Below are 23,369 nucleotides of genomic sequence, written 5' to 3' on the forward strand. Positions count from 1 at the left end.
ATGGAAAACCTGTCCGTCATCATCCTCTTCCTCTTTGTTCTCTTTACCCTGCTGGGCACTGGCGTCTGGGTTGGGCTGGCCCTGATGGGCGTTGCATGGGTCGGGATGGAACTGTTCACGACCCGCCCCGTCGGCGACGTGATGATCACGACCATCTGGTCGGCCTCCTCATCCTGGACCCTGACCGCGCTGCCGATGTTTATCTGGATGGGTGAGATCCTGTACCGAACGCGATTATCCGAGGACATGTTCAAAGGTCTGTCGCCCTGGATGGCCCCGCTGCCCGGCGGGCTGGTGCATACGAATATCGTGGGCTGCACCGTGTTCGCCGCCGTATCGGGCTCGTCTGCGGCCACATTGACCACGGTCGGCAAGATGTCGATCCCGGAACTGCGCAAACGCAACTACCCCGAGCGTATGATCATCGGCACCCTGACCGGGGCCGCGACGCTGGGCCTGATGATCCCGCCCTCGCTGACGCTGATCGTCTATGGCGTGACGATCAATGAATCGATCACCAAACTGTTCTTTGCGGGCATCCTGCCGGGCCTCGTGCTGGCTGCGATGTTCATGGGCTATGTCGCGATCTATTCGAAGCTGGGCAAAGACTGGAACCCGAATGATGAGGGTAAGCTGAGTTTTTCAGAAAAGGTCAAAAACTCTCGCTTCTTGCTCCCGGTGATCCTGCTGATCGTGGTGGTGATCGGGTCGATGTATCTGGGCTATGCCACAGCGACCGAGGCCGCCGCCTTTGGTGTGATCGGGGGGTTGCTTCTGGCCGCAGGGCAGGGGTCTTTGAACTGGAAGACCTTCACCGAAAGCCTAATGGGTGCGACACGCACCAGCGCCATGATCGCGCTGATACTGGCGGGCGCTGCGTTCCTGTCCCTTTCCATGGGGTTCACCGGCCTGCCGCGCGGTCTGGCCGATCTGATTGCCGGATGGGAACTGACGCGGTTCGAGTTGCTGATGGTCCTGCTGGTGTTCTACGTCATTCTTGGCTGTTTCCTCGATGGCATCTCTTCTGTCGTGCTGACCATGGCGGTGGTCGAGCCGATGATCCGCGATGCCGGAATTGATCTGATCTGGTTTGGCATCTTCATCGTGGTGGTGGTCGAAATGGCGCAGATCACTCCACCCATCGGCTTCAACCTGTTCGTTATGCAGGGCATGACCAATCACGAGATGAGCTATATCGCCCGCGCCGCGATCCCGATGTTCCTGATCATGGTGTTGATGGTTTTTGTCCTGATCTGGTTCCCCGAACTGGCGACATGGCTGCCCGAAAATCTGCGCGGGACCCCGGGCGGGTAGGGCGGCCCTCGTGAGCCCGCTGCTCTGGGCAGCGCGCAACGGCCCTTATGTGCTGGTCTCTGGTCTGGCGGCAGGCTTGCTGCTGCCCGGACTGGCCGAGCCGATGCGGCCCTTGTTGCCGCCGCTTGTCGCCCTGCTGCTGTTCGTGACCATTCTGAGGATGGAGCCCAAAGCCATTCTCGGCTCGCTCGCCGATCTGCGTCAGGTCATGACAACGGTGATCGGGTTTCAGGTCCTCACGCCGCTGGTGGTCATATCGGTGGCATTTGCAGGGGGATGGGCCGGGACTGCGGTTGTGCTGTCTCTGCTGATCATGACGGCGGCGCCGTCGATCTCGGGCAGTCCGAACCTTTGCATGATGATGGGCCATCCCGCCGAACACGCAATGCGTCTGGTCGTGGTCGGGACGGCGTTGTTGCCCTTGACGGCTCTGCCTATCTTCTGGCTCATGCCCGAACTTGGCGATCTGTGGGCGGTTCTGCGGGCTGCAATCAGCTTGTTCCTGACGATCTCTATCGTCACACTTGGCGCGATCACGCTGCGCCAGACGCTGCTGCGCAGCCCGACCGAGACAACATTGCTGAAGCTAGAGGGGCTGGCCTCGATCACGTTGGCGGTCTTTGTCATTGGCCTGATGCCATCGGTCAGTGCTGTGGCGCTGAGCGATCCATGGCGCGCCGGGTTCTGGATCGCCTTTGCCTGTCTGGTGAATTTCGGCGCGCAGATCGTGACCTTCCGGATAACGCGCAAGCGTCTGACGCCCGCGAATGCGACGGCGGTGTCTTTGATCGCAGGGAACCGCAACATCGCGCTGTTCTTCGTGGCCCTGCCGCCAGAGGTCACCGCGCCGATCATGGTATTCATTGGCGCGTATCAGATTCCGATGTACCTGACACCTTTGGTCATGCGCCGGATGTACCGCGCCTGACAGTGGCCCGTGACGCTTCAATACAACAGATTGAGCATGACCAGTGAAACGACGAGAAACAGCAGCGTCATGACCCCGCCAGAGCGGACAAAATCGGTCACCTTGTAACCCGCAGGCCCCATGATCAGCGCATTCACCTGATGGGTCGGAATGATAAAGCTGTTCGAAGTCGAAATCGCAACGGTCAGTGCGAACAGCGCCGGGCTTGCCCCCGCCGCCGCAGCGATTGAAACCGCCAGCGGAACCAGCAGGACTGTCGCACCTACATTCGACATCACCAGCGAAAAGGCGGTGGCGAGAATGGCCACACCGGCCTGCAGCGACCAGATCGGCCAACCGTCCAGAATGGTCATGATCTGCTGGGCGATCCATGCCGCCGTGCCGGTGTTCTGAACCGCCTGACCCAGGGGGATGAGGCAGGCCAGCAGAAAGACCGTATTCCATCCGACGGCGCGATAGGCTTCATCGACGCTCAGCACCTTCGACAGCATCATCCCGGCGGCTCCGGTCAGCAGGCAAAGCGACAGGCGAATATCGGTGAACAGGATCATCGACAGCGAAATGGCAAAGAAGGCCAGCGCCCAGCCCACTTTCTGCGGGCGCAATTCATCCTGCGGAAAATCCGAGGTCACCACGACAAAATCAGGGTCCCGTTTGATCCGCATCAGGTTGTCCCAGCGGGTATGAGCGACCAGCATGTCGCCCGCCTGAAACTTCTCAAGCCCGATCTGCGTGGACACGTGATCCTCGGTCTCGACATGGCTCAGCGTTTCTTCGCCCCGGTGGATGGCCAGAAGGGACATTCCATAGGTCTTGCGAAACAACAGCTCGCGCGGGCATTTCCCGATCAGTTTGCTGTCCGGCGTCACGACAACTTCGGCGATACCGGCATTTGTAGGGGCGAATTCTTCGACAAAGATGTCCAGATCCGGCAGCACCGTCAGCCCGTATTTCTGGGCAAACTGCTCGACCACCCAGCGGCTGCCAACAATCGCAAGCCGGCAAGGGGCCGCAATTTCGGCGGTCAGAACCTGCACCATCGAGGTTTTGCCGCGATAGAAGGTCGAAATGATATAAAGGTGATCTTCGTGATTGATATCGGCCAGAATATGACCGACCAACGGGCTATCCGCCGGGACCACCACCTCAAAAACATCCGCTTTCAGCCCATAGACCCGCTGCAGATACTCCTGCGTTCCCTGGCCCGTGCCGGTACTTTCCGAGCCCGCATCGCCGGGCAGAACCCAGCGCCCCAGCAACAGGAAATACGCGATACCTGTCAGGATCAAAGCAGCCCCGATCGGTGTGACCGAGAACAATCCGAATGGCTGCATTTTCAGATCGTCCGGCAGGCCGTCATTGGCCGTCAGGATCAGGTCGTTCAGCAGAATCAACGGCGACGATCCAACCATCGTCATGGTGCCACCAAGGATCGCACAGAACCCCATTGGCATCAGCAAGCGCGACAGAGGTATGCCCGAGCGCGACGATATCCGGCTGACGACCGGCAGGAACAACGCCGCCGCACCCACGTTCTGCATGAAGGACGAAATCACACCCACGGTGCCCGAAATAATCGGCAGCACCCGGTTTTCAGCCGTGCCGCCATATTTCAGAATAACCGCAGCGACTTTGTTCATGATCCCGGTCTTGTCCAGACCAGCGCCAACAATCATCACAGCGATGATCGAAATAACCGCGTTCGACGCAAACCCGTCAAACAAATGCGGGACATCCGCCAGATTGCCCAATCCGGGCAAATAGCTGAGCAGGCCGATCAGAACGAGAACAAGAATGGCCGAGAGGTCTATCCTGACAACTTCCGAAACGAAGAGAAAAACGGTGAACGCCAACAAGGCGCAAACAACGCCCATTTCGTAAGTAAAAGTCAGTTGTTCCACGCGGTCCCCTAAATCCTTTCGTCCAGAGCGTAACTTGTATTTCTAGGTGATGACCGGCAACTTGTCATGGATTTTCGGAATCGTCCGCAGCTGCGAACGACTGGCACTTCGCATGTCACCCACGTGCGAATGGCGATACTACATCGTCGAATGTAGCCGGAGAACGATCCAAGAGATGCACGAGGGAGCTAAGTATTTGAAAACAAGTGGAGGCGAGTACCGGAATCGAACCGGTGTACACGGATTTGCAATCCGCTGCGTCACCACTCCGCCAACTCGCCTTTCTTAGTGAAATCAATCACTTGTCGTGGTGTGGTCGGCGTTCTAACAGCTTTCAATATGAAGGTCCAGAGGTTAACGCGCGATTCTGGGGTCTTTGGCTGGAAAATTGACGCCTGGCAGGCAGGACTTTTTTGCCGCGGACGGAATTGCACTCTGGCCCGTTGCCGCAGGGGGGCGGATGTGGCACAAGCCCGGTAACTGAGCGAAAAAGAATGAGCGATCACATGACAGATTTCGCGGCCCGACGCCTTACGATGGTTGATACGCAGGTCAGACCCTCGGACGTGACCAAATTTCCCATCATCGACGCTATGCTGACTGTGAAGCGCGAGAATTTCGTGCCGGATTCCCAGCGCGAGGCTGCCTATGCCGACGATTTGATCGATCTCGGTACGGGACGTTGCCTGCTTGAGCCGCGCACGCTGGCTAAGATGCTGGATGCGGTGAATATTTCAAATGACGAGGTGGTGCTCGATATCGCACCGGCATTTGGGTATTCGACTGCGGTGGCCGCGCGTATGGCGGAACTGGTGGTTGCGGTCGAAGCGGATGAAGATCTGGCGGCAGAGGCGCAGACCCTGCTGATGGAGTCGGATGCCGACAATGCGATCGTGCACACCGGCCCGTTGGAGCAGGGCGCGGCTGAGCACGGGCCTTATGATGTGATCATGATCCAGGGCGGGGTCGAGCAGGTGCCGGACGCTTTGCTGGATCAGCTGAAGGATCAGGGTCGGATCGTCTGCCTGTTCATGGACGGTGATTTGGGTACTGTCCGCATCGGCCATAAATCATCGGGCCGCGTGTCCTGGCGCTTTGCTTTCAACGCCAGTGCTCCGGTTTTGCCTGCCTTTTGCGCTGAGTGTGCATTTTCGCTATAGTTGAGAAACAGAAGTTTTTTGACGCCTTGATTACTTGAAAACAACGGCGCAAACTGCCTTGGTGGTTGCGTAATTTCGATTTGAGAGGATTTGGTGATGCGCGGGACAGCAACAGGAAAGCTGGTCAAAGGATTGGCTTTGGCGGCTGGCATTGCATTCAGTGCGGTGCCCGAAAGACCGGTTTGGGCTGACAATCTGACCGATGCGTTCATCGGTGCATACAACACCAGCGGCCTGCTTGAACAGAACCGTGCCCTGTTGCGTGCGGCTGATGAAGATGTCGCGATTGCCCTGTCTGCATTGCGTCCGATCATCAACTGGACGGTGCGGGTGAGCCAGGATTACACGCGGTCCCGTACCAGTGGCATTGTCACCACGAATGAGCCTTCAAACTTTTTCAGCGGTCTGACCCTGAACCAGTTGATCTATGACGGTGGTGCCTCGGTTCTGGGCAAACAGTCTGCGCAGGAAACCGTCCTGTCCACACGCCAGTCACTGATTGATATCGAACAGCAAGTCCTGATCCGTGCGACAAATGCCTATCTGGGCGTGTTGCTGCAGGAGGAAACCGTCGCGATTCGCGAGAACAACGTCGAAGTATCGGCTGAGGAACTGCGCGCCTCGCAGGATCGTTTCGAAGTTGGTGAGGTCACCCGGACCGACGTCGCGCTGTCCGAAGCGCAGCTTGCCAGCTCGCAAGCGGATCTGGCGGTTGCGCGTGGTAACCTGAGCATTGCGCAGGCCGAATATGTGAATGCAGTCGGCAAGGCGCCGGGGCGCACTGCGGGGCAGCCGAGATTGCCAAACCTTCCGCGCTCGGAAGGAGATGCGATCAATCTGGCGCAACGCAACCACCCTGCCATTCTGTCCGCGCAGCATCAGGTGCGCGCTTTGGACCTGATCGTCCAGCAGCAACGCGCCAATCTGGGCCCGAATGTCAGCCTGAATGCGGATGCGGGCATCACCGAAAGCTATGACAACGACAATTATATCAACGACGCCACGATTTCACTGAACTTCAATCAGCCGATCTATTCTGGTGGCGGTCTGGCCGCAGCCGTGCGTCGGGCGATGGCCACACGCGATGCATCGCGCGCCAATCTGCTGAACGTCCAGAAGGACATCACTCAAGGTGTGACCGACCGCTACGCGGCTTTCCAGGCCGCCTCTGCCAGTTTGCGTGCATCGACCGAGCGGGTTCGCGCCTCGCAGGTGGCGTTCGACGGTATCCGGGAAGAGGCGACACTGGGCGCACGGACCACATTGGATGTCCTGAACGCACAGCAGGATTTGCTGGATGCCCAACTGGCCGAGGTTGCGTCACGCACAGAACGGTCTCGTGCCGCGTATGAGCTGCTTCAGGCACAGGGCCTACTGACGGCCGAGCGGTTGGGGCTGGCGGTGCAGATCTATGATCCGACCCTGTATTACAACCTGGTAAAGAAAGCCCCGGCGCGGGTCAGCAAGCAAAGCCGGGATCTGGATCGGGTGCTCAAGGCGTTGCGCCGCGACTGAGTGACATCACTATCGGTTGTGGTGTGGGTCCGGATTGGCTACAATCGGACCCAAGGTTAGAGCGGTAGTGAATTATGTCAGATAGTGTTGTAAATACCGGTTCTCAGGACGTTCTTTCGTCGGTCAAGCGATTGGTCAAGGAAGAAACCCACGAGGAATCAGAGTTTATTTTTATCCCGACCGCTCCGGCGCCCAAGCCGGGTCGGCTGGTTTTGACCGATGCGCTGCGGGTAAGCGACGAACCGCTGAGACCGGAAAAGCTTGCACCTCTCAAACTGACGCCGCAGCACAGCGCCCGCGATAGTGCACCTGCGGTGGCGGCGAATGCACCCAAGTCCCCTGACGAACCGATGCGCCTGCAACCCAGTGACGCGGTGCGTCCAGAGGGTGCTAAGGCGGAGACACCCAAGCGCGATCTGGCCGGCAGTTTGAGCGCCAAGATCGAAGCGCTTGAGGCCGCGATCGCGCGGACCGAGGATCAATGGGAACCCGATGGCGAAAGCGACGACGCATATTCGGGAACCAAGACAAAGGCCGTGGAGTGGCCGGTAGAGAACGGGTTCACCCAGGCTAAATCTTCCGAGCCCGAAGCAGAGCCGGTCGCGACCTTCGTGCGCGACCCGGCAGTTGCCGGTGGTCAGGCCAGTTCGTCCGCAGCGCTGAACCTGAGCGAAGACGAGTTGCGCGAGCTTGTGGCCCAGATCGTTCGGGAAGAGTTGCAGGGCGCGCTCGGGGAACGGATTACGCGGAACCTGCGGAAAATGGTCCGGCGCGAAATCGCCCGTGCGCTGGCAGGGCAGGGAACCAGATAACCGCTAGCCGCGCCGGGGTTCCTGTGCCAGCGCCAGCAGCAGATCCAGATCCATGTGCTGTTCCAGGTGATCGGCTAGGTCGTCCAGAACCTGATCGACCCCGTCCTCGTATGCGTTCTCCACGGTCACGCCCAATTGCGCCAGATAGCTGGCGCGAAACGCATCCGATGCAAAAATTCCGTGCAGATAGCTGCCGCGTATCCGGCCATTGGGGCTGGCCGCACCCTCGGGGCGTCCTTCGACCTGCAGCCAGGCGCGGGCACAATCCGGCCCGTCGGTGCGCCCCATGTGGATTTCATAACCGCTTACCGGTTCACCATTTGGCAGGGCGGTCGCGCTGCGCAGCGTAACCTGTTTCTGACCGGCCATGGTGGTGCTGACATCCAGCAGACCCAGCCCTTCGACGGTTCCAGGGCGACCGTCCACGCCATCGGGGTCCGAGATCGTTTTGCCCAGCATCTGATATCCGCCACACAGCCCCAGCACATGACCACCCCGGCGCACGTGGGCATAGAGGTCGATATCCCAGCCCTGAGCGCGGAAATAGCCGAGATCACCGATAGTCGACTTGCTGCCCGGAAGCAGCACCAGATCCGCGTCGCCGGGCAGGGGGCGACCGGCGGGGATGATCTCGACGGTGATGCCCGGTTCTGCCGAAAGCGGATCGAGATCGTCGAAATTCGCCATACGCTCCAGCTGCGGCACTGCGATTTTGCAGTCACCGCCTGCATGTGAGCGGATATCCATCATGTCCTCGGCGGGCAGTTTCCACGCGTCATGGAACCACGGCACCACTCCAAGGCAGGGCCAACCGGTCCGGTTGGCAATGTCGTCCCGCCCTTCATCGAACAGCGAGACATCCCCTTTGAATCGATTGACGGCAAAACCCCGGATCATGGCCAGATCATCATCCTCCAGCACGGCCTGAGTGCCGACGATCTGCGCAATCACACCCCCGCGATGAATATCGCCAATCAGCACCACGGGTACGTTCGCGGCGCAGGCAAAGCCCATATTGGCGATGTCGCCCTTGCGCAGATTGGTCTCGGCAGGGCTTCCGGCGCCTTCGATCAGAACCAGATCGGCATCTGCGCAGAGGCGGTCAAAGCTCTCCAGCGCGGCGCCCAGCAATTTGGATTTGTCCTTGCGATAATCCCCTGCCTTCATCGTGCCTGCGCGCTGGCCCTGCACGATGATCTGCGCGCCCGTGTCGGTTTCGGGTTTCAGCAGGATCGGGTTCATGTCCGTATGGGTTGGCCGTTTCGCGGCCCGCGCCTGCAGCGCCTGCGCGCGGCCGATCTCACCCGCGTTTTCGGTGACGGCGGCATTGTTCGACATGTTCTGCGGCTTGAACGGCGCCACCCGCAGCCCGCGCCGCGTATAGGCGCGCGCCAGCCCGGCAACCAGAACCGATTTTCCGACATTGCTGCCGGTGCCCTGAATCATGATGGACCGCACCATGGTCACTCTCCTATGTTGACGCGCACATGACCTGATTTGAGGGCAAAGGAAAAGCCCAGATGAACACCCCCGCGCATCTTTTGATCGGTGCCGCCGCCTTTGCCCGCCCGGCCAAAGGGCCTGTCCTGTGGGCCGCAGTTGCGGGATCGCTGCTGCCCGACCTGTCGTTGTATCTGATGGCGGGCGTCTCACTGTTTCTGCTCAACATCCCCGAGCAGGTTGTGTTTGGACAACTCTACTACTCAGAGGCCTGGCAGACGGTGTTTGCCATCGACAATTCCTTTTTCTTCTGGGGGATCGGTCTGGCCCTGGGGCTGTGGCGCGGCTGGCACCTGCTAAGTATTGCAGCGTCTGCGGGTTTGCTGCACCTGACGCTGGATTTCGTTCTGCACGCCGGGGACGGGCGGCCACAGTTCTGGCCGCTCAGCGATTGGGTCTTCCACAGTCCGGTCAGTTATTGGGACAGCGGGCACCACGCACTGTGGATCGCGCCGATCTCGATTGTCATCTGCATCGCGTCCTATGGGGTGCTCTGGCGACGGGGATTGTCGATCTCGGCCAAGCTGACATTTGCGCTGATGCTCGCCGCCGAGCTTTGGGTCGCAAGGCAATGGCTGCTGTTTTTTTGACCCGCGTCTGCGGGCAAAGAAAAAGCGCGCCCGTTGAAGGGGCGCGCTTTTTTCACGAAACCTCCAGCTTGATCAGGCGGCTTCGGCCTGTTGCGCTGCATTCCGGCGTTCGCTTTCCTCGCGCGACAGCGCGACCGAGGTCCGCACTCCGCGGCCTACGAAATCCATCAGGCCATCGACAACACGTTCGTTCGGGTCGATACCGGCGCAGGACAGCACCTCGCGCCCATCGCGCGAGCGGGCCCAGCGGGCGATTTGTTCGGGACCATTGCCGTATTTCTTGTCATCAGCGATGGCATCATCCAGAGCAGCCAGTACGACGGCTGCGAAAAGTTTGCGTGCACGATTGCCTTGCTCGTTGTTAAAGGCAGTGCCGTCAACGAAATCTCTCATCTCGTCTTCCTTGTTTTTCTTGCTCTTGCATTTCTCGGCGTGGCGGTCCTTATGACCGATAAAGTGCGATTCGGATACACCTAAAATGCATAGTTGCGTTGCGTCATTTGCATGGCTCGCTGCGCGTGCAGCACTAGGTCTCGTTGTCTTGTCAGGTGGTGTCCCGCCAGATATAGGGACGGCAACTGACGCATCAACCGTTTGTGAAGGATTTAAGTCATGCCCAAGATAAATGGGAACGAAATTCGCCCCGGCAATGTGCTTGAGCATAACGATGGGCTGTGGGCCGCGGTTAAGGTTGACCACGTAAAGCCCGGCAAAGGCGGTGCTTTTGCACAGGTCGAACTGCGCAACCTGCGCAACGGATCAAAGCTGAACGAACGATTCCGGTCGGCTGACAAGGTCGAGCGTGTGCGCCTTGAGCAGAAGGATCAGCAGTTCCTGTACGAATCCGATGGCATGTTGGTGTTCATGGACGCCGAGACCTATGAGCAGATCGAGCTGCCCGCTGAACTGCTGGGCGAGCGTCGCCCGTTTCTGCAGGACGGCATGACCATCGTGGTCGAATTCTACGAGGCCGAAGCGCTGAACGCCACGCTGCCCCAGAAAGTGACCTGCAAGATTGTCGAGACCGAGCCGGTGGTCAAAGGTCAGACCGCTGCGAACTCGTTCAAGCCTGCGGTTCTGGACAATGGCGTCAAGGTCATGGTTCCGCCCTTCATCGGTCAGGATGAGATGATCGTGGTGAACACCGAGACCATGGAATATTCGGAACGCGCCTAAATCTGCGCTCTACCATCGCGAAGAAAGACCGCGTGGCACTGGCCGATGCGGTCTTTTTTATTGGTGGCGTCGGATGTGGCGATATTGTTCAGGGTTGGGGCCGAACAGCTCAAGCATCAGTTCGTATTTGATGCGATTGGCGCTGACCTGCCGGTAAAACGCGATCAGGAACGCAGTTGGTCCCTGAATGCGGGCCAGCCCGCTTGTGGCTGCAACGACCGTGCCGACATCGGTTCTGCCCTCAAGCACCAGATAACCGCCCAGCATCAGTACCCCGACAGTGCCCGCCCCGTTGATCACGCTGAGCAGAAACTTGGCCGAGAGCTTCCAGATGAACATCCTGCGCCGCGTTTCGTAGATGTCGTCGAACAACGCCTCGACCTCCTGCGAGATCTGGTCGATCTGCTCGATGGTCAGCTTGTCCGTCGCGCCACGCAGAATGCGGACGCGTTCGGCCACGAACACATTCACTTTCCGCTGTGACATCAGCACAATGATGATTTGCGGCAGGATCATTGAAAAAGCGATCAGCCCCAGTCCCGGCTGCGTGGATGAAATATAGCCGATGACGCTGATCAACGTGCCGATCTGCACCACCGGGTCGGAAAAGGCACCACCCGCGAATTTCCCCAACTCTTCCGCCTCGGCCGAGATTGCCGTGGTCATTGTCCCCTTGCGCAGCGTTTCGCCCGTTTCGCTGAGGTCCGTGGCGCGGACCAGCAACCGCTGCCGGATCATGCGGATCAGGTCCTCTCCCAGCGTTCCGGCGCGGTATCCCAGCAGCCACTTCAGCGCCAGACTCAGCACGATGACGGCCATCATCCCGCCGCCCAACAGGGCAAGGCGATCGGAGCTGATGTTGTCAGAGGTCAGGTGGTTCACGATATCGCGCTGGAATTCCAGCGGAACGGCGGCAAGGGCGGCGACTGCAATCGACAACACGATCAGAATGATTTGCCGCCCGGCGCTGGCCCGCCAGATCGCACGATAGAGTTGGAACATGTCTGCGCCTGTATGACTGAACTGGCTCCAGTCTGACAGCACAGCCCGACATATTCAAACCTTTGCCGGGGCTTAGTCGGACGACGTCATTCGGCCAGTCGCAGCGTGGCCCCTGCGGCCTGCATCTCTCCGCCAGCCCGATCAAAACGCAAATAGGCGATGGCCCTGTCACCGGATTGCGTGAAAAGCGTGCCAACCGGTTTCCCTGCCGCTGTAATCTCGGTGCCCGCAGGCGCAGTGCCTGAGATATCGACCACACGCAGCCCTTTGCGCAACTCGGTTTTATGTTTCATGCGGGCGGTGACTTCCTGACCGACATAACAACCCTTCTTGAAATCCAGACCGTTCAGGGTCTCGAAACCGGATTCCAGAATGTAGCTGTCGGGCGTCAACTCGATCCCGGATTCGGGGATGCAGTGCCGCACCCGGATCGCATCCCAATCGGTGCCATCATCGCCCTCGGCGGCGGCGGAATAGGCGCGCCAACCCAGATCCGGGTGGCGCGGGTCGGGCAGGGCGCCTTCGGGGGCGGGGCCGGTGCCGCGTTGCAGGTTCAGGCCCGTACCTTCGATCACCACGTCTGCGCGCAATTTGTACATGGTCAGGCGTTTCTGAAGCCCATCGGCCAATTCATCCGCAACGTCCAGAAGGACCGCATCACCGTCCCGTTTCAAAAAGAAATCGGCCAGATATTTTCCCTGCGGGGTCAGCAGCGCGGTATAGACAAGCCCGTCCTTCAACCGCTGCACATCATTGGTGATCAGGCCCTGCAAAAAGCTGTCGGTGTCCTTGCCGGACAGGCGCAGAATGCGGCGATTGGGCATGGGTTGATCCTCGTCATCTGGTCTGGCCTCGTGATATAGGAGATCGCGCTGCCATGACCAGAGGGTTTCAGACGTGTCCGCCCCGATCTCTATCTTGATACCCACACTGAACGCGGGGCAGGAGCTGCCCGCAACGCTGCAGGCCTTGATGGAGGGGTTGCACGCTGGTCTGATCCGCGAGCTGATCGTGACCGATGGCGGGTCCGAGGATGCGACCTTGCAAATGGCCGAAGAGGCCGGGGCACAGATCGTCACCGGCCCGCCCTCGCGCGGGGGGCAGTTGCGGCGCGGTTGCCATACCGCCAAGGGTGAGTGGCTGCTGATCCTGCACGCTGATACCACATTGCAGGCGGGGTGGAGCGAACATGTCGCCGATCATCTGCCCTCGGGCCAACCGGCTGCCTTCCGGCTGCGGTTTCGCACGGGCGGCTTTGGCGCGCGCTGGGTTGCGGGCTGGGCCAATCTGCGCAGCCGCCTGTTTGGATTGCCCTATGGCGATCAGGGGTTGCTGGTCCGCAGGGCCGACTATGAAACGGCAGGTGGCTATCCCGACCAGCCGCTGATGGAGGATGTCGCCCTGATCCGCGCCTTGCCTTCGGTGAAGCTGCTGAAAGCTGACGCGGTTACGAGTGCGGAACGCTATACCCGTCAGGGCTGGATTCGTCGCGGCGCTCGGAATCTCTGGACTCTGGCGCGCTATTTTCTTGGGGCTGATCCAGAGCAGCTGGCGCAGGCGTATCGGCGTTGAACGCGGTGCGCAGTTCGACAATGGATTTGCCAAGCCGGAAGGGCGCGGCAAAGCTGACCAGACACAAGGCGATGATCTGCAAAACCAGAATATGCGCGTTGGCCTGCAGATACTCCCATTCATCCTTGAGCTTGCCAACCTGTTCGATCAGGTCGTCATAGCTCTGCGCAAGGATCAGGTAGTCGCCGGCAATCGCCGGCACCTTGCGCCGCATGTTGTCAATCGCGGTTTGTGTTGCCTCATCCAATGAAGTGAAGACCAGAAACTGATCGATGCTGAACGCATCGGCCTTTGCCGCCATCTCGCGCGCCTCTTCCATGTCGTCTTTGTCGCCGCTGCCGAACAGGAAATGCAATCCCTGAAGCGGTGCAACCTCATTGGTTACGGCGATAAACAAGGGCAGCTCGGAATTGCTGGCGGTTGAGGCCGAGAGGAATTCGACCTTTTCGCATAAGACAGCGGTATCGGGGTCATAGGCGGGGTCGCAGAACCGCAAGCGGAACCGCGCGGCGTCCCGGTCGAAGGCCAGCGTGGCGGCATAGGCAACATCGATTTGCCGGTCGAGCCGCGAACTGTCCGAGGTGTAAAGCCCGGCCATGACCGCCACCAGCGCACCGATCCCACCCAGCACGACCCAGACCAGATCGGCCAGTTTCCAGGCCCGGTGCCCGGCAGGCTTGCGAAACAGAAATCCGGTGCCGACCAATCCGATCAGAAAGAACAGGATTAGCAGCGGCAATTGATTTTCGGCAATAAATGTCATGCCCGGAGTGTACTTGCTGCGGGCGGACAGGCAACAGGCCTCACGTGCAGTTGTAGCTACTGCAATTTTGTTACGAACCCGAGCTTTGGCCGAACTTACGGAACAATTTCGTGCGGTCGAATGCCTGCTCCAGCTCTTCGGTGCGCTGTTTGACGCTGTCCCAAAGACGCTCTTGTATCTCGGCGATGACGCATTCCAGCAGCACCATCAGCGACGCCATCGAATCCCAGGCCGAGGGCACCGCGATCCGGGCGGCAAAGGTGTGCTTTGCAAGCCGGTGGATGGGTGAACGCCACTGATCTGTCAGCAGGACAACCTCGGCCCCGCGTTCATGGCAAAGCTGCCCGATCAGCAGGGTGGTGTTTTCATACCGCCGTACATCCAGCGCCACCAAGACGTCGCCTTCGCGCACTTCCAGTAGGTCGTGAGTCCATGAAGAGGCGTCAGACAGCAGTTTCACATCGGGGCGGATCATCTGCAGGTGAAGATACAGGTATTGCGCAAGCGTCCCGGTGATGCGTCCGCCGGTGATGAACACGCGCCGGTTGGGGTCACACAAAAGCCGGCAGAAACTGTCAAATTCCTCCGGATCGATTTCATCGATTGATCGCCGCTGGTTTTCCAGCGCCTGACGCGAGTAGCGGTTGAGGATATGTTCCTCGGGCAGGTCGTTCTGCCAGACATCCCGCTTGGCGACGGGCCCCGAGATCATCTCTTTCACTTCGCTGCGGATTGCGGACTGAAACTGCGGATAGCCGTCAAACCCGGTCTTCTGAAGCATCCGTGCAACCGTGGTGGTGGACACTGACGCTTGGCTGGCCAACTCGGTTATGCTGCCAAGGCCCGCCATCGGGTAATCGTCCAGCAGCACATTCACCAATTGCCGCTCGGATGGTGTCAGCGTTTCGCGATGCGCAAGGAGTCTCTCAGTTACCCGCACGGAATACTCCTGATTATTTTCACGCCTGTTCTTGTGGAAATTTTGACAGGGCAAGCTTGTGTGTGGGATTTTGTACAGGAAAATTATTGACAGGTGAAGATTGTCCGTGGAAATTTTTCCACATGGAATCACGCACCACCCCTGCAACTACCGCTCATGCGGAATTCGGTCCCGTCGTTCACGTCGATGAGGCGCCGGTTGATCCTGCGGTTGTCGTGGTGTGCGAACACGCCTCGCGCCGTATCCCGGATTGGCTGGGAGATATGGGGCTGAGCCCCGAGGCGCTGCGCAGCCATATTGCCTGGGACCCGGGTGCATTGCGGGTCGCGCAGGCCCTTTCCAGGCAGTTGTCGGGCGTGCTGGTGCATGGCGGGGTGTCTCGGCTGGTCTATGACTGCAACCGCCCGCCGGACGCCAAGGACGCCATGCCGGAACGGAGCGAGGATATCACGATCCCCGCCAATGCCGATCTGAGCGCGGAGGCCCGTCAGGCGCGCGTAGAGGGGATCTATCTGCCATTCTCGGAGGCACTGAGTGATACCCTGTCACGGCATCAGTCTACGCTGCAGCTGATGGTGACAGTTCATAGTTTCACGCCCGTCTATCGCGGCAAGCCGCGCGATGTCGAACTGGGCCTGTTGCATGGCAAGGACGCGCGGTTCGCCACCGAGATGCTGGCAAGCGCGGCCCCTGATCTGCCCTTTGTCACGCGTCTGAACGAACCCTATTCGGCAGCGGATGGTGTGGCCCACACTCTGGATCACCACGCGGCCCCCCTTGGGTTGCTGAATGTCATGATCGAGGTGCGAAACGACCTTATTCAAACCCCCGAGCAGCAAAAAGTGATGGCCGATTTCCTGACCCCCTGGATTCGCCGAACATTGACAAGCCTTCAGGGCAGAGGTGTCGCGTGATTAAGGCGATGGCGACATATGTGCGGGTTATCGATGCGGTGAACTACCGGATCGGGCGGATCATGATGTGGGGCCTGTTCGTGATGATGGGCATCCTGCTGTGGTCCTCGATCTCGAAGACGTTCTTTCTGCCGTCGCTCTGGACACTTGAAATGGCGCAGTTCGCGATGGTGACCTATTACATCATGGGTGGGCCATACTCGATCCAGCTGGGCTCGAACGTGCGGATGGACCTGTTCTATCACAATTGGAGCCCGCGCCGGAAAGCCTGGTTCGACGCCTTCACCGTGCTGCTGCTGATCCTCTATCTGGGCGTGCTGTTTTATGGCGGGCTCGGTTCCACCGCCTACAGCCTGGGCTATTGGGGCGATGAACCGGTTTCCTATTTCACAGGTCTTGTGACTGGCAGTGAAGAGATCGGGCGGCTGGAGCGATCTTCCACCGCGTGGCGGCCCTATATCTGGCCAGTCAAGGCGATCATGGTATTCGGCTTCTTCCTGATGTTGCTGCAGGCGATATCGGAGTTCTTCAAAGACATTGCGCGGATCAACGGGCAAGAGATCGGGGCAGCGCGGGCATGAGCCAGGAATTTATCGCCATCTTCATGTTCGCCTCGATGATGCTGATGCTGTTCACCGGGCAGCGCGTCTTTGGCGCCATCGGTGCGGTTGCGGCCATCGCGGCGCTGGCGCTGTGGGGGACAGGCGGGCAGGATATTCCGTTTTCAGCGGCGATGAAGCTGATGAAATGGTATCCGCTGCTGACCCTGCCGATGTTCATCTTCATGGGCTATGTCCTCAGCGAAAGCCGTCTGGCCGATGACCTTTATCGCATGTTCCATGTCTGGATGGGGCCGGTGAATGGCGGGCTTGCAATCGGCACCATCGGCCTGATGGTTCTGGTTTCGGCGATGAACGGGCTCAGCGTGGCCGGTATGGCCATCGGGGCGACGATTGCGCTGCCCGAGCTGCTGCGGCGTGGCTATGACAAGACCATGGTAACCGGCGTCATTCAGGCCGGGTCCAGCTTGGGTATCCTTGTGCCGCCATCCGTGGTTCTGGTGCTGTATGCCATGATCGCGCGCCAGCCGGTGGGGCAGTTGTGGCTTGCGGGGATTGTGCCGGGTCTGCTGATGGCGTCGCTGTTCATCCTCTACATCTGGATCCGCTGCCGCCTTCAGCCACATCTGGGCCCAGCCATGGAAGACGCGCATGAGGTCCCGAGGGCCGAGAAGTTGCGTCTGCTCTGGGCCGGGGCTCTGCCGTTGATGATTTTCGCTGCGATGATGCTGCCATTCGTGAACGGCTGGACCTCGCTGGTGGAAAGCTCGGCCATCGGGGCGCTAGCGGCGCTTGTTGCGTCGGTCCTTAAGCGCCGGATGACGTGGAAGATATTCGAGGACTGCACCAAGCAGACGCTGGCCATCTCGTGCATGTTCATGTGGATCATTCTGGCGGCGCTGGGCTTCGGCGCGGTGTTCGATGGGCTGGGCGCGGTCAAAGCGATCGAGAACCTGTTCACCGAGCAGCTGGGCCTGTCGCCCTGGATGATCCTGATCCTGATGCAGCTGAGTTTTATCGTCATGGGCACGTTCCTTGACGACACGGCGATGCTGGTGATCGTGGCCCCGCTCTATGTGCCGCTGGTCGGGGCGATGGGGTTCGATCTGATCTGGTACGGCGTGCTGTATACGATCACCACCCAGATCGCCTATATGACGCCGCCCTTCGGCTATAACCTGTTCCTGATGCGCGCGATGGCACCACCCGAGATCAGCCTGAAAGACATCTATCGCTCGATCGTGCCCTTTGTCGGGGTGATGGTCCTGGCGCTGGCGATCATCATGATATTCCCGGAAATCGCCCTGTGGCTGCCCGGATATGTTTACGGAAATTAACCAGAAGGTCCGGCGAACGGACACCCAAACCTAATCGGAGAGGAAATAGACATGACGACAAGACGTAAGTTTTTGAAAACCGCAGGGGTGGGGGTTGCGGCTGCGCCTCTGGCGGCACCGGCGCTGGCGCAGAGCACGATCACTTGGCGGATGCAGACCTATGCGGGCCCTGCGCTGGCGGCGCATGTAATCGATCCGGCTATCGAGATGTTCAACAAGATTGCAGGCGACCGGATGCAGATCGAGCTGTTCTATGCCGATCAGCTGGTCCCGACCGGAGAGCTGTTCCGCGCCATGCAAAAGGGCACAATCGATGCGGTTCAGTCCGACGATGACTCGATGGCGTCGCCCACCGAAGTCACCGTATTCGGTGGCTACTTCCCGTTTGCTTCGCGCTATTCGCTGGATGTGCCGGTTCTGTTCAACCAATACGGCCTGAACGAGATCTGGGATGAGGAATATTCCAAGGTTGGCGTCAAGCATATCAGCGCCGGTGCGTGGGACCCGTGCCATTTCGCCACCAAGGACCCGATCAACAGCCTGGCCGATCTGCAGGGCAAGCGGGTCTTCACCTTCCCCACCGCAGGCCGGTTCCTGGCTCAGTTCGGCGTCGTCCCCGTAACACTGCCATGGGAAGATATCGAGGTCGCGGTGCAAACCGGTGAGTTGGACGGCATCGCATGGTCGGGCATCACCGAGGATTACACCGTCGGCTGGGCGGATGTGACCAACTATTTCCTGACCAACAACATCTCGGGCGCCTGGGCGGGGTCGTTCTTTGCCAACATGGACCGCTGGAACGAGTTGCCGGAAGATCTGCAGACCCTGTTCCGTGTCTGCTGTGATCAGTCGCATTACTACCGTCAGTGGTGGTATTGGGGCGGCGAGGCCAGCCTGCGCGTCAATGGCGACAAGATGCAACTCACCTCGATTCCGGATGCCGAATGGGCACAGGTCGAAGAGGCCGCCGTGGCGTTCTGGGATGAAATCGCAGCTGAATCCGAGACCAAGGCGAAGGTTGTCGAAATCTTCAAGCAATATAACGCAGATATGCTCAAGGCTGGACGGCCCTATCGCTACAGCTAAAATATCGATCCCGACGCAAAGGGCTGCCTTTGCGTCGGGATCGGATGACGGGGATGGGCGACATTCATGCTGACATCTGATTTGAATGCACAGATCAAAGACCGGGCAGGCACGATCCTGACCCGGACGCATGGAGCTTAGACTATGGCCATCGCCGGTTTCCTGATCGAGATTTTCGCAGCAACCATGTTGCTGCTGTTTGCCGTGCGCCTTGTGCGCACCGGGATCGAGCGGCGGTTCGGGGCCCTGTTTCAATCCATCCTGACGCAGCATTCCAACAGCTTTGTTGCCGGGGGTGCCGGTATGGTGCTGGCGACGATTCTGCAAAGCTCGGCCGCGGTTGCAGTGTTGCTGACCGGATTTGCCGCGGCGGGGATGGTCAGTTTTGGCATCGCGCTGGCCGGGGTGCTGGGCGCGGATCTGGGATCGGCGCTGATCATTCAGGTGCTGTCCTATGATCTGGGATGGCTGCAGCCCGTCCTGCTGGCACTAGGGGGCTGGCTTTATCTGAAATCCGACCGTGCCAATGTCCGGCTGATGGGGCGCATCATTCTGGGTGTGGCGTTCATTCTAGTGTCGTTGCAGTTCCTGCGCGATGCGGTGGAGCCGATCCGCGAAAGCGCCTTTTTGCCCGCCATCGCGGGTTATCTGGAAACCGACTATTTCAGCGCCTTCATCGTGGGCGCAGTTCTGGCCTTTGTCATGCACAGCTCGGTCGCGACGATCCTGATGTGCGTCACACTGGTGCAGATCGGCGCGATTCCGTTTGCCGCGGGCCTGTCGCTGGTGCTGGGCGCCAATCTGGGTTCAGCCTTCATCCCGATCTGGCTGACGCGCGATCTGACGGTTTCGGCGCGGCGCATCCCGATGGCCAACCTGATGCTGCGCGGCAGTGCTGCACTTATACTGCTGTTCGCGGTCAATATCACCGGCGCGCACGAGATGCTGATGATTGCTGGCGCGGGTCAGTCGCTGATCTTCGCGCATATCGGGTTCAACTTTGTCGTCTTTGCTCTGGCAACCGGTTTTGTGAGCTGGATGGAACGGCCCCTGACCGTGCTCATGCCCGAAGCGAAAGTCGAGACAAACGTCATGGACCACTTCTCGGGCGCAATCGGCCCGCTGAGCGATCCGGGCGCGACCGAGGCGAATGTGGCGATGTCTTCGGTGCGGCACGAGTTGTTGCAGATGGTCACGCAGGTCGAACGCATGTTCCGCCCGGTGCTGGATGTCTATGAACAGGATGACAGCGACGCCATTGCGGCGCTGTGGAAACAGGATGAACGGGTGAATGCGCAACTGACCGAGATCCGCCGCTTTGTCGCCCGGATGCCGCGTCAGAACATGAGCAAGGGACAGATCAAGACGGCGCGCGGGTTGGTGGAATACGCCATCCGGCTGGAGGCTGCGGGCGATGTGGTGTCAAACCGGATGACACGCACCGCGCAGATCAAACATACAGAACACAGCGAGTTTTCCGTGCAGGGCTGGAAAGAGCTGAAGGACCTGCATGGTGCGATCCTTGAGAGTTTCTCGCTGGCGCGGCATGTGTTGCTGGTGGACGACATGGACTGCGCGCGCCGTCTGGTTCTGGAAAAGGCCGAGATCAAGCGCCTGTCGCGCGACAGCCGCAAGGCGCATCTGAAACGGCTGGAGCGGGGGCAGACCGAAAGCTTCCAGTCCAGCGATCTGCATCTCGAAACCTTGCGCGCGATGCGTGACCTGCACGGACACATCGCTGCCATTGCCTATCCGATCCTCTACAAGAGCGGACAGGTTCTGGAGACGCGTCTGGTGATGGATATGGAAAAGGACCCGGCCGACGATTGATGGCCGCGAACGCGAGCAAGAGACCGGGGTCTCGGATGGTGACAAAGGATAAGTGGGATGGGCAGTGACGCACGATTGGACGACCTGAAAGCCAAGGTTTCAGCCGGTTCGGTTGATACGGTTTTGGTTTGTTTTGTTGACATGCAGGGTCGTTTGATGGGGAAGCGGTTTCATGCGGGTCATTTTGTGGCGGGTGCGTGGGAGGAGACGCATTGTTGCAATTATCTTCTGGCGACGGATCTTGAGATGGGCACGCCGGATGGTTATGCGGCCACGAGCTGGGAGCGGGGCTATGGCGATTATGTGATGAAGCCGGACCTGAGCACTTTGCGCCCGGTGCCGTGGCTTGAGGGCACGGTGATGGTGATGTGCGATGTGCTGGATCATCACACGCATGAAGAGGTGCCGCACGCGCCGCGCTCGATCCTGAAGCGGCAGGTGAACCGCCTGAAAGCCATGGGTTATGAGGCGATGTGCGCCACCGAGCTGGAGTTCTTTCTGTTCGAGAAAAGCTTTGATGCGATCCGCAAGGAGGGGTTCCGCGATCTGGAGCCGATTTCGGGGTATAATGAGGATTACCACATCCTGCAGACCACCAAGGAAGAGCATGTGATGCGCCCGATCCGCAACCATCTGTGGAATGCGGGCATCCCGGTGGAGAATACGAAGGGTGAGGCCGAGACCGGGCAGGAAGAGCTGAACATCAAATATGCGCCTGCGATGGAGACGGCCGAGTATCACTCGATTGCCAAGAACGCGGTGAAAGAGATCGCGTGGCAGCATGGCCATGCCGCGACGTTTTTGCCGAAATGGCATCATGAGAAGGTGGGCAGCTCCAGCCATGTGCATCAGTCGCTGTGGGCGGATGGCAAGCCCGCGTTTTATGACGCTGAGGATGAGCTGGGCATGTCGGCGCTGATGAAAAGCTATATGGCCGGGCTGTTGAAATACGCCGGTGATTATACGTACTTCATGGCGCCTTACATCAACAGCTACAAGCGGTTCATGAAGGGCACCTTTGCGCCGACGCGGATCATCTGGTCGGTGGACAACCGCACCGCCGGGTTCCGCCTGTGTGGGGATGGCACCAGGGCGGTGCGGGTCGAATGCCGCATACCCGGCTCGGACATGAACCCTTATCTGGCGATGGCCGGGATGCTGGCCGCCGGGATTGCGGGCATCGAAGAGGGGTTGGAGCTGCAAGCGCCCACCAAAGGCGACGTATATCAGGGTGAAAGTGGCATGATCCCGGGCAATTTGCGCGCGGCGCGGGATGCTCTGCATGGCTCGGCCATGTTGCGGGCGGCGATGGGGGATGAGGTGGTCGATCACTATGCGCGCGCGGCGGAGGTCGAGATCGAGGAATTCGAGCGGGTGGTGACCGATTGGGAAATTGCCCGCGGGTTTGAACGGGCTTGAGGTGGAGGGGGCGAGGGGCTCTGCCCGCCGCCATCGGCGCTCGAACCAACGGCGGCCCCCGGAATATTTATGGCCAGATGAAGCAGGGATCCTGCTTTCTTTCGAAATGGAGTGACTATGGGGCAGATGTTGCAATGTGTCTCGCCGATTGATGGATCGGTTTTTGCGGAACGTGAGGTGCTGTCGCGTGATACCGCGTTTGAGGTTGCGGGTCGGGCGCGGGCCGCACAGGCGGGCTGGGCGGCGCGGCCGTTGCAGGAGCGTATCGATCTGGTGATGGCGGGTGTCGCGGCAGTTGGCGCGATGAATGATGAGATCGTGCCGGAACTGGCGCATATGATGGGGCGTCCCGTACGCTATGGCGGTGAGTTTGGCGGCTTCAACGAGCGTGCCGGCCATATGGCGCAGATTGCCGAGACGGCGCTGGCCGATATTGCCGTGGGTGAGGATGAGACGTTCAAACGCTATATCAAGCGCATTCCGCATGGGGTGGTGTTTGTGGTGGCGCCCTGGAACTATCCTTACATGACGGCGATCAACACGGTTGCCCCGGCGCTGATCGCGGGCAATACGGTGGTGCTGAAACACGCCACGCAGACCTTGCTGGTGGGCGAGCGGATGGCGCGGGCCTTCCATGCGGCGGGTGTGCCTGAAGATGTGTTCCAGAACGTGTTCCTGAGCCATGACGTGACCAATGATCTGATTGCGGGCAAGGCGTTCGACTTCGTGAACTTCACCGGCTCGGTCGGTGGTGGTCAGGCGATGGAGCGGGCGGCGGCGGGGACCTTTACCGGCGTTGGCACCGAGTTGGGCGGCAAGGATCCGGGCTATGTCATGGAGGACGCCGATCTGGGTGCCGCCGTTGAGACGCTGATCGACGGGGCGATGTTCAACGCGGGCCAGTGCTGCTGTGGGATCGAACGGATTTATGTGCATGAGAGCCTCTATGACGATTTTGCCGCCAAGGCGGTGGAGATCGTGAAGGGCTATAAGCTGGGCAATCCGCTGGACACTGAGACGACGCTGGGTCCGATGGCCAATGTGCGCTTT

The 23,369-nt window shown here is 59.6% G+C and carries 21 protein-coding genes and 1 tRNA gene; 15 read left to right on the forward strand and 7 right to left on the reverse strand.

The genetic code is table 11. The features are described 5' to 3' along the window. Entirely contained in the window at positions 1–1,314 is a 1,314-nt protein-coding gene (locus ACR0K9_RS07670) for a TRAP transporter large permease (protein ID WP_480529792.1), read from the forward strand. Positions 1,315–1,324: 10 nt separating this feature from the next. Beyond that, a complete protein-coding gene (locus ACR0K9_RS07675) occupies positions 1,325–2,242 on the forward strand; it encodes a hypothetical protein (protein ID WP_480822041.1) in 918 nt (305 codons plus the stop codon). Between the two features lie 17 nt (positions 2,243–2,259). Here ACR0K9_RS07675 and ACR0K9_RS07680 read toward each other — a convergent pair whose 3' ends face one another. After that, on the reverse strand, positions 2,260–4,116 hold the full coding sequence (locus ACR0K9_RS07680; protein WP_480822087.1) for an SLC13 family permease: 1,857 nt from the start codon (positions 4,114–4,116) through the stop codon (positions 2,260–2,262). A 234-nt stretch (positions 4,117–4,350) separates the two neighbouring features. Continuing rightward, positions 4,351–4,424: transfer RNA gene (locus ACR0K9_RS07685), tRNA-Cys, on the reverse strand. Between the two features lie 225 nt (positions 4,425–4,649). Here ACR0K9_RS07685 and ACR0K9_RS07690 point away from each other — a divergent pair. The 3 genes from ACR0K9_RS07690 to ACR0K9_RS07700 all read left to right on the forward strand — a co-directional run bounded on the left by ACR0K9_RS07690 (position 4,650) and on the right by ACR0K9_RS07700 (position 7,630). After that, the gene (locus tag ACR0K9_RS07690; protein ID WP_480822043.1) at positions 4,650–5,303 is read left to right on the forward strand and encodes a protein-L-isoaspartate O-methyltransferase family protein; all 654 of its coding nucleotides are present in this window, start codon (positions 4,650–4,652) and stop codon (positions 5,301–5,303) included. A 96-nt stretch (positions 5,304–5,399) separates the two neighbouring features. Continuing rightward, on the forward strand, positions 5,400–6,818 hold the full coding sequence (locus ACR0K9_RS07695; protein WP_480822045.1) for a TolC family outer membrane protein: 1,419 nt from the start codon (positions 5,400–5,402) through the stop codon (positions 6,816–6,818). Between the two features lie 74 nt (positions 6,819–6,892). Then, positions 6,893–7,630, forward strand: coding sequence for a hypothetical protein (locus tag ACR0K9_RS07700; RefSeq protein WP_480822047.1), 738 nt, complete (start codon positions 6,893–6,895; stop codon positions 7,628–7,630). Between the two features lie 3 nt (positions 7,631–7,633). Here ACR0K9_RS07700 and ACR0K9_RS07705 read toward each other — a convergent pair whose 3' ends face one another. Then, the gene (locus ACR0K9_RS07705; protein WP_480822049.1) at positions 7,634–9,091 is read right to left on the reverse strand and encodes a cobyric acid synthase; all 1,458 of its coding nucleotides are present in this window, start codon (positions 9,089–9,091) and stop codon (positions 7,634–7,636) included. Positions 9,092–9,150: 59 nt separating this feature from the next. Here ACR0K9_RS07705 and ACR0K9_RS07710 point away from each other — a divergent pair, with 59 nt between their 5' ends. Continuing rightward, on the forward strand, positions 9,151–9,720 hold the full coding sequence (locus tag ACR0K9_RS07710; protein WP_480822051.1) for a cobalamin biosynthesis protein CobQ: 570 nt from the start codon (positions 9,151–9,153) through the stop codon (positions 9,718–9,720). 72 nt (positions 9,721–9,792) lie between these two features. Here ACR0K9_RS07710 and ACR0K9_RS07715 read toward each other — a convergent pair whose 3' ends face one another. Continuing rightward, positions 9,793–10,113: a DUF6280 family protein gene (locus ACR0K9_RS07715; RefSeq protein ID WP_298847297.1), complete on the reverse strand. Its 321-nt coding sequence runs from the start codon at positions 10,111–10,113 to the stop codon at positions 9,793–9,795. A 219-nt stretch (positions 10,114–10,332) separates the two neighbouring features. Here ACR0K9_RS07715 and efp point away from each other — a divergent pair, with 219 nt between their 5' ends. After that, positions 10,333–10,896, forward strand: coding sequence for an elongation factor P (gene efp, locus ACR0K9_RS07720; protein WP_480529688.1), 564 nt, complete (start codon positions 10,333–10,335; stop codon positions 10,894–10,896). Positions 10,897–10,953: 57 nt separating this feature from the next. Here efp and ACR0K9_RS07725 read toward each other — a convergent pair whose 3' ends face one another. Both ACR0K9_RS07725 and ygfZ read right to left on the reverse strand, forming a co-directional pair. Continuing rightward, entirely contained in the window at positions 10,954–11,898 is a 945-nt protein-coding gene (locus ACR0K9_RS07725) for an ABC transporter transmembrane domain-containing protein (protein ID WP_480822053.1), read from the reverse strand. Positions 11,899–11,984: 86 nt separating this feature from the next. Beyond that, positions 11,985–12,722 (reverse strand): CAF17-like 4Fe-4S cluster assembly/insertion protein YgfZ, encoded by a 738-nt coding sequence (gene ygfZ, locus ACR0K9_RS07730; RefSeq protein ID WP_480822055.1) that lies wholly within the window; start codon positions 12,720–12,722, stop codon positions 11,985–11,987. A gap of 73 nt (positions 12,723–12,795) precedes the next feature. Between ygfZ and ACR0K9_RS07735 the strand changes: the two genes are divergently transcribed. Further along, positions 12,796–13,470, forward strand: a complete 675-nt coding sequence (locus tag ACR0K9_RS07735) for a TIGR04283 family arsenosugar biosynthesis glycosyltransferase (protein WP_480822057.1) — start codon at positions 12,796–12,798, stop codon at positions 13,468–13,470. A gap of 833 nt (positions 13,471–14,303) precedes the next feature. On the opposite strand, the gene ACR0K9_RS07740 is transcribed toward ACR0K9_RS07735, so the two are convergent. Continuing rightward, positions 14,304–15,173, reverse strand: a complete 870-nt coding sequence (locus tag ACR0K9_RS07740; protein WP_480822059.1) for a MurR/RpiR family transcriptional regulator — start codon at positions 15,171–15,173, stop codon at positions 14,304–14,306. Between the two features lie 122 nt (positions 15,174–15,295). On the opposite strand from ACR0K9_RS07740, the gene ACR0K9_RS07745 reads away from it, so the two are divergent. The 7 genes from ACR0K9_RS07745 to ACR0K9_RS07775 form a co-directional block, all read left to right on the forward strand. Then, complete coding sequence (locus ACR0K9_RS07745; RefSeq protein ID WP_480822061.1) at positions 15,296–16,087, forward strand: N-formylglutamate amidohydrolase; 792 nt, start codon at positions 15,296–15,298, stop codon at positions 16,085–16,087. Positions 16,088–16,095: 8 nt separating this feature from the next. Further along, a complete protein-coding gene (locus ACR0K9_RS07750; RefSeq protein WP_480822063.1) occupies positions 16,096–16,668 on the forward strand; it encodes a TRAP transporter small permease subunit in 573 nt (190 codons plus the stop codon). Beyond that, on the forward strand, positions 16,665–17,984 hold the full coding sequence (locus ACR0K9_RS07755; RefSeq protein ID WP_480529674.1) for a TRAP transporter large permease: 1,320 nt from the start codon (positions 16,665–16,667) through the stop codon (positions 17,982–17,984). Before ACR0K9_RS07750 ends, ACR0K9_RS07755 begins: the two co-directional genes overlap by 4 nt. Positions 17,985–18,035: 51 nt before the next feature. Next, a complete protein-coding gene (locus ACR0K9_RS07760; RefSeq protein ID WP_480529672.1) occupies positions 18,036–19,070 on the forward strand; it encodes a TRAP transporter substrate-binding protein in 1,035 nt (344 codons plus the stop codon). Positions 19,071–19,214: 144 nt separating this feature from the next. Continuing rightward, positions 19,215–20,900, forward strand: a complete 1,686-nt coding sequence (locus tag ACR0K9_RS07765) for a Na/Pi cotransporter family protein (protein ID WP_480822065.1) — start codon at positions 19,215–19,217, stop codon at positions 20,898–20,900. A 57-nt stretch (positions 20,901–20,957) separates the two neighbouring features. Then, positions 20,958–22,319 carry a glutamine synthetase family protein gene (locus tag ACR0K9_RS07770; protein WP_480822067.1) on the forward strand — a complete coding sequence of 454 codons (1,362 nt, stop codon included), beginning with the start codon at positions 20,958–20,960 and terminating at the stop codon, positions 22,317–22,319. A 117-nt stretch (positions 22,320–22,436) separates the two neighbouring features. After that, the coding region (locus ACR0K9_RS07775; protein WP_480822069.1) for an aldehyde dehydrogenase family protein at positions 22,437–23,369 on the forward strand (933 nt) is incomplete at its 3' end.

Source organism: Ruegeria sp. L12 (assembly GCF_056531745.1).

What these genes read in the sequence shown, in the direction of transcription:
- ACR0K9_RS07670 (WP_480529792.1), top strand. Translation starts at nt 1, where the DNA reads ATGGAAAACCTGTCCGTCATCATCCTCTTCCTCTTTGTTCTCTTTACC.
- ACR0K9_RS07680 (WP_480822087.1), bottom strand. Translation starts at nt 4,116, where the DNA reads ATGGGCGTTGTTTGCGCCTTGTTGGCGTTCACCGTTTTTCTCTTCGTT.
- ACR0K9_RS07690 (WP_480822043.1), top strand. Translation starts at nt 4,650, where the DNA reads ATGACAGATTTCGCGGCCCGACGCCTTACGATGGTTGATACGCAGGTC.
- ACR0K9_RS07695 (WP_480822045.1), top strand. Translation starts at nt 5,400, where the DNA reads ATGCGCGGGACAGCAACAGGAAAGCTGGTCAAAGGATTGGCTTTGGCG.
- ACR0K9_RS07700 (WP_480822047.1), top strand. Translation starts at nt 6,893, where the DNA reads ATGTCAGATAGTGTTGTAAATACCGGTTCTCAGGACGTTCTTTCGTCG.
- ACR0K9_RS07705 (WP_480822049.1), bottom strand. Translation starts at nt 9,091, where the DNA reads ATGGTGCGGTCCATCATGATTCAGGGCACCGGCAGCAATGTCGGAAAA.
- ACR0K9_RS07710 (WP_480822051.1), top strand. Translation starts at nt 9,151, where the DNA reads ATGAACACCCCCGCGCATCTTTTGATCGGTGCCGCCGCCTTTGCCCGC.
- ACR0K9_RS07715 (WP_298847297.1), bottom strand. Translation starts at nt 10,113, where the DNA reads ATGAGAGATTTCGTTGACGGCACTGCCTTTAACAACGAGCAAGGCAAT.
- efp (WP_480529688.1), top strand. Translation starts at nt 10,333, where the DNA reads ATGCCCAAGATAAATGGGAACGAAATTCGCCCCGGCAATGTGCTTGAG.
- ACR0K9_RS07725 (WP_480822053.1), bottom strand. Translation starts at nt 11,898, where the DNA reads ATGTTCCAACTCTATCGTGCGATCTGGCGGGCCAGCGCCGGGCGGCAA.
- ygfZ (WP_480822055.1), bottom strand. Translation starts at nt 12,722, where the DNA reads ATGCCCAATCGCCGCATTCTGCGCCTGTCCGGCAAGGACACCGACAGC.
- ACR0K9_RS07745 (WP_480822061.1), top strand. Translation starts at nt 15,296, where the DNA reads ATGGAATCACGCACCACCCCTGCAACTACCGCTCATGCGGAATTCGGT.
- ACR0K9_RS07750 (WP_480822063.1), top strand. Translation starts at nt 16,096, where the DNA reads ATGGCGACATATGTGCGGGTTATCGATGCGGTGAACTACCGGATCGGG.
- ACR0K9_RS07755 (WP_480529674.1), top strand. Translation starts at nt 16,665, where the DNA reads ATGAGCCAGGAATTTATCGCCATCTTCATGTTCGCCTCGATGATGCTG.
- ACR0K9_RS07760 (WP_480529672.1), top strand. Translation starts at nt 18,036, where the DNA reads ATGACGACAAGACGTAAGTTTTTGAAAACCGCAGGGGTGGGGGTTGCG.
- ACR0K9_RS07765 (WP_480822065.1), top strand. Translation starts at nt 19,215, where the DNA reads ATGGCCATCGCCGGTTTCCTGATCGAGATTTTCGCAGCAACCATGTTG.
- ACR0K9_RS07770 (WP_480822067.1), top strand. Translation starts at nt 20,958, where the DNA reads ATGGGCAGTGACGCACGATTGGACGACCTGAAAGCCAAGGTTTCAGCC.